We start from the raw sequence: 5,373 nt of genomic DNA on the forward strand, positions 1-5,373 counted from the left end.
GTGTCACGTTGTATATCAGCATGCCGAACAATATGCATACTAAAAAAACAGCAGCGAAATCGCCTTTTCCGATTTCGCTGCTGTTTTTTGTATTTCACATATTGCAGGACTGATTATTTCAGTTTTTTAATTTCTTCTTCCAGTACCGGCAGAGCTTCGAACAGATCGCCAACAATGCCGTAGTGAGCGAACTGGAAGATTGGTGCATCGGCGTCTTTATTGACAGCAATGATGAGGTCTGCTTCCTGTACGCCTAATTTATGCTGAATAGCACCGGAAATGCCCAGGGCAATGTATACTTTCGGCGCAATCTTCTTGCCTGTAATGCCGATCTGAATATCATGACCAACCCAGCCATTGTCTACGAGCGGTTTGGATACGCCAAATCCGGCGCCAATAGCTTCGGCGAAAGCCTGTACTTTCTTCATGCCTTCTTCATCGCCTACACCGCGGCCGGCACCAACGACGATATCAGCCGATTCCAGATTCAGTTCCAGCTGATCCGGCGGCAGTTCCTGGAAGCCCGTTACGCGCTGCGCAGCTGCAGCTCCGCCGAGGTCCACCGTTTCTGTAATAACTTCACCAGTACGGCTCGTATCCTTGGCATTGCCATGGAAAATCTTGCCGCTAATCGTTGCCAGCTGCGGACGGGTTTTCGTCAGAATCTTCACGAATAATTTGCCTGTATAAGCCGGACGAATCCACGTAAGCGTATCGTCGCTGCCTTCATAGCGAACGTCGATGCAGTCGGCAACAAGGCCCAGATTCAGAGCTGCCGACAGGCGGCCGCCCAGATCGCGGCCATTATTGGTCGCACCGATGAGCAGGACGCTCGGTTCATATTTGCCGGCTACAGCAGCAACGGCCTTTGCATATACGGCAGAATCAAAGGTTTCCAGAGCCGGATCGTCTACGACGACAGCGGCATCAGCGCCATAGGCGATGACGTCTTTGGCTGCATCGGCTGCACCCTTGCCAAGGACCAGACCGACTAATGTATTCTGACGGGCATCGGCCAGTTCACGGCCTTTCCCCAATAATTCTATGCTGACCGGGCTGAGTTCTCCGTCTACGAGTTCTACATATACCCACACATTTTGTTTCAATTCCATGATTCGCCCTCCTTATAACAAGTTTTTCGATGCTAATTCTGCGACCAGCTTCTTCACAGCGTCTGCCGTGGAATCGCCGCTGATCATGTTTCCAACCGGATGAGGTTCCGGAGCAAAGAGTTCCGTAACTTCCGTTGCCGAGCCGGCTTTGCCTACTTCAGCAGCATCCAAGCCCAGATCTTCGACGCGCAGGACATCAAATACGGCTCTTTTGGCTTTCATCGTTCCCCGTACTTTCGGCTGACGCGGCGTATTGGCCGTTTCCATGACCGAGCATACAGCCGGAAGGGTGACTTCCACCGTTTCCAGGCCGCCGTTATTTTTGCGCGTACCTTTCAGTACGTTGCCGTCCACTTCCAGGGATTCTGCATAGGACAGGAGGGAGAAGCCCAGACGCTGAGCAACAGTCGGAGGAATCTGGCCCGTATCACCATCGGTCGAACGCTTGCCGGCCAGGACGAGATCGGCACCGCCGATTTTTTCGATAGCTTTTGCCAGGGCTTTGCCTGTTGCCAGTGTATCAGAGCCGGCCAGGGCTTCATCGGAAACGAGCACGCCTTTATCAGCGCCGACAGCAATGCCGCCGCGCATGATTTCACCGGCCAGGGCCGTACCCATCGTCACGAGGGTAACTGTGCCGCCTACAGCTTCTTTTAATGCAATTGCCGCTTCGATAGCATTGGCATCTACAGGGTTCAATGTAGACGGTGCACCGACACGGACAAGGTTATTGTTCTTTTTATCAATCTGGATATCGGAAACAGCAGGTACCTGCTTTACTAATACAACGATATTCATATACAAACCTCCTTCATCAAAAACTACATTATATCTGTACATATTATGCCATAATCGCCTAAAACAATCAACTACTAAATAGGTATTATTTACAAAAATGTTACGTCCAGAAGCCACTATATCTGAAATTCGTCATCATCTGTCCAGATATAAAAAAAGCATCGCCTGTCCGCTCACGTGGAGCTGAACAGGTGATGCTTTGCGGGTCGTTATTTCTTTTCCCCGTCTTTCTTGGGAGCCGGATGGCACGACATACAATTGCCGGAGCAGCTGCCGCCGCAGCAGCTTTCCGTTCCCTTAAACAGGCCGCGAATATGGCGGACAAAATATAATACAGCTGCCAGCACGACGAGTGCGACAATGACAGTAGCAATACTCATACGGGTCCTCCCCTTTCGTTTCCGGCGGCAGCAGAAGCCGGCGCAGTAACTGCGCCGACCCCTGTATTCACCGTAATACTATTTGCGGATACTTACGCACCCAGACCGGCCAGAAGAGCCAGATGGTATGCAACGAATGCCAGAACGTAGGACAGTACGAGGGTTAAACCATTTACGCCCAGCAATACTTTCCAGGAGTTCGTTTCACGTTTGATGACAGCCATAGCTGCAACGCAGGGCATATACAGCAGGCAGAATACCATCAGCGACAGGGCAACAGCCGGGTTGAAGCTCGGGTCATTAGCCAGGTAGTCAACCAGATTACCTTCGTCATCGGCATCGGCTTCAACACTGTAAATCGTAGCCAGTGTCGATACCATGACTTCTTTTGCAGCCGAGCAGGCAACAATGCCTACGCCGATCTTCCAGTCAAAGCCAAGAGGAGCAATAACCGGTTCGATGAAGTGGCCAATGGAAGCGGCATAAGACTGAGACAGTTTTTCCGAGCTTTCCTGATCATCCAGGGCTTTCGTTTCATCATCAGCTTTTACTTTAGCATCAAAGAGAGGCAGAGCCTGTTTGTATACAGCCGGGTTCTTAGCTTCCAGATCGGCAAAAGCTGCCGGATAAGCCGGTTCTTCAGCAGCGCCTTCTGCCGGAGCTGCTTCTTCATCTTCTGCCGGTGCTTCTTCTTCAGCGTCAGCAGCAGCTACCATAGAGTCATACATATCTTTAACTTCCGAATCAGCATCCATGCCGGCAATGCCATAGGACTGCATAATCTTATTCTGTTCCGTTTCCATGGTCTGTGTAACCTGATCACGGGCAGCATCAAAATCCTGAGAATACTGTACATCCATGGGATATGCCGTCAGGAACCATACGATAATAGATGCACCGAGAATGAAGGTACCTGCTTTTTTGATATACAGGACAGTACGTTCCCACATGTGCATGAGCACGCCTTTAATCGTAGGAATGTGATACGGAGGCATTTCCATGACGAACGGTTCGATTTCGCCTTTATAAATCGTTTTGCGAAGAACAATGGCTACGAGGACAGCCACGATAATGCCCAGGAGATACATGCCAAACAGGACGGTACCGCCATACCCGGATGCGCCAAAGAATGCGGCAATCAGCAGGGTGTATACAGGAAGACGGGCGCCGCAGCTGATGAACGGGCAGGCAATGATCGTAACGAGACGGTCTTTTTCATTGTCCAGCGTACGGGCAGCCATAATGCCAGGAACGTTGCAGCCAAAGCCCAGAATCATAGGAATGAAGGACTTGCCGTGCAATCCCAGGGCACGCATGACACGGTCAATCAGGAAAGCCGCACGGGCCATATACCCCGTGTCTTCCAGCAGACTGATGAACAGATACAGTAATACGATCAGGGGAACGAAGCTCAGAACAGAACCAACGCCGCCGATAATGCCATCGACAACCAGGGACTTGAGCTGTTCGTCCTGAATGACGCCGCCGAGCCAGTCACCGAGCATGCCAAAGCCCGTGTCCAGCCAGTCCTGCGGATAGGCACCGAGGTCAATAACGGCTGTAAACATAACCCACATGAGAGCGAGGAAAATAGGAATGCCTAAATAGCGGTTCGTCAGTACATTATCGATTTTATTAGACAGCGGGTCTGGCGTGCCGGCATTGATAATAGCAGCATTAAATACTTTAACGGCAAACTGATGACGGCACTGCGCAAAATAGAAATCCAGGTCTACTTTGTCTTTCAGCATATCGCGCATCTTGCTTGCCAGTTCCAAAATGTGCTGGGTGCCATCCATAGCCTTGATCTTGGCGACGATGTCAACATCATTTTCCAATAATTTAATAGCCAGCCAGCGAATAGGATAGCTGATAATGCCGGTCTTTTCAATGGCATCAGTCAGTTCGCGAATGGACGGTTCTACTTCTGCACCGTAATCAACCTGTGCATTGACCAGGTTCTTCGTGTTTTCCGCATGAGAAACGACTTCCAGCAGTTCTTTCGTACCGATGTTCTTGCTGCCTACGAGAGGAACGACGACAGCACCCAGTTGCTGACCCAGTTTTTTCAGGTCAATCTTGACGCCCATGCGTTCGGCAATGTCCATCATGTTCAATGCGATGACCATGGGGCGGCCCAGTTCGACGAGCTGTGCAGCCAGGTACAGGTTACGTTCCAGGTTGGATGCGTCCAGTACATTGACGATGACATCTGGTTTTTCATTAATAATAACATTTCTTGCAACGACTTCATCCAACGAACGAGCTGTCAGGCTGTATGTGCCCGGCAAGTCAACAAAGAGCAGTTCCTTACCTTCAAATGTACAGTGCCCTTCCTTTTTTTCTACCGTAACGCCAGGATAGTTCCCGACATGTTGTTTTGCACCGGTAATGTTGTTAAAAATTGTCGTCTTGCCGCAGTTTGGATTGCCGGCAAGGGCAATTTTAATCTTTTCTGCATCTTCCATGATTGTTATTTTCCCCCTTCTACAGCTACGGTGATCATAGCTGCTTCGTTCATCCGCAGCGCCAGAGCACATCCTCTGACGTTGACTTCAATGGGATCGCCAAGCGGTGCTTTTTTGACGACAGAAATATGGGAACCCTTTACAACTCCCATATCGACCAGGCGGTGCTGAATATTGCCATGCCCCTGCAGGGCTTCAACAACACCGGATTCGCCGGCTTTCATGTCTGCCAACGTAACGATATTCATGCTGCTACCTCTCCTTCTTGCCCGAAAGCGTTATCCGCAAGTTGCGGTACTTCGCTCTACGTGCGATTCTAATATACACTTAAGCGCGTTCGAACTGCTCGTATGAGACCGAATGACTTTGACATTCTTTCGCTGTGCTTCCTTCAGAGCGCAGCGCACCATACTGTGGCTGACCGTGCTAGTGAACAAAACCACTAAGTCAGGCGAACCGATTTTCGACTTAAAATCGCTTGGTACCTGGGTAAATACTTTTGCCTTGTACGAGTACTTTTTACATATATTCTTATACTGGCAAACCATACAATCGTTTCCACCTACAATGACGACACTCATTTACATCGCTCCTTTATTGCGCTCCGTAAATAAT

General features: G+C 50.0%; 6 protein-coding genes. All 6 read right to left on the reverse strand.

All coding sequences use genetic code 11. The features are described from left to right. Nucleotides 1-113 precede the first annotated feature (113 nt). Nucleotides 114-1,112: an electron transfer flavoprotein subunit alpha/FixB family protein gene (locus tag Q3886_RS08055; protein ID WP_301860836.1), complete on the reverse strand. Its 999-nt coding sequence runs from the start codon at nt 1,110-1,112 to the stop codon at nt 114-116. A 12-nt stretch (nt 1,113-1,124) separates the two neighbouring features. After that, the gene (locus Q3886_RS08060) at nt 1,125-1,910 is read right to left on the reverse strand and encodes an electron transfer flavoprotein subunit beta/FixA family protein (RefSeq protein ID WP_301860837.1); all 786 of its coding nucleotides are present in this window, start codon (nt 1,908-1,910) and stop codon (nt 1,125-1,127) included. Nucleotides 1,911-2,119: 209 nt separating this feature from the next. After that, nucleotides 2,120-2,290 carry a FeoB-associated Cys-rich membrane protein gene (locus Q3886_RS08065; RefSeq protein ID WP_301860839.1) on the reverse strand — a complete coding sequence of 57 codons (171 nt, stop codon included), beginning with the start codon at nt 2,288-2,290 and terminating at the stop codon, nt 2,120-2,122. Between the two features lie 92 nt (nt 2,291-2,382). Next, nucleotides 2,383-4,758, reverse strand: coding sequence for a ferrous iron transport protein B (feoB, locus tag Q3886_RS08070; RefSeq protein ID WP_301860840.1), 2,376 nt, complete (start codon nt 4,756-4,758; stop codon nt 2,383-2,385). 5 nt (nt 4,759-4,763) lie between these two features. After that, nucleotides 4,764-5,006 (reverse strand): FeoA family protein, encoded by a 243-nt coding sequence (locus Q3886_RS08075; protein WP_301860841.1) that lies wholly within the window; start codon nt 5,004-5,006, stop codon nt 4,764-4,766. Nucleotides 5,007-5,036: 30 nt separating this feature from the next. Further along, complete coding sequence (locus Q3886_RS08080; RefSeq protein WP_301860843.1) at nt 5,037-5,339, reverse strand: DUF2325 domain-containing protein; 303 nt, start codon at nt 5,337-5,339, stop codon at nt 5,037-5,039. Nucleotides 5,340-5,373: the final 34 nt, after the last annotated feature.

It is taken from the genome of uncultured Megasphaera sp., from assembly GCF_958350005.1.
GTDB lineage: Bacteria > Bacillota > Negativicutes > Veillonellales > Megasphaeraceae > Megasphaera.

Bases quoted from the DNA above. Each gene is read 5' to 3' on its own strand.
- Q3886_RS08055 (WP_301860836.1), bottom strand. From the start codon at position 1,112: ATGGAATTGAAACAAAATGTGTGGGTATATGTAGAACTCGTAGACGGA.
- Q3886_RS08060 (WP_301860837.1), bottom strand. From the start codon at position 1,910: ATGAATATCGTTGTATTAGTAAAGCAGGTACCTGCTGTTTCCGATATC.
- Q3886_RS08065 (WP_301860839.1), bottom strand. From the start codon at position 2,290: ATGAGTATTGCTACTGTCATTGTCGCACTCGTCGTGCTGGCAGCTGTA.
- feoB (WP_301860840.1), bottom strand. From the start codon at position 4,758: ATGGAAGATGCAGAAAAGATTAAAATTGCCCTTGCCGGCAATCCAAAC.
- Q3886_RS08075 (WP_301860841.1), bottom strand. From the start codon at position 5,006: ATGAATATCGTTACGTTGGCAGACATGAAAGCCGGCGAATCCGGTGTT.
- Q3886_RS08080 (WP_301860843.1), bottom strand. From the start codon at position 5,339: ATGAGTGTCGTCATTGTAGGTGGAAACGATTGTATGGTTTGCCAGTAT.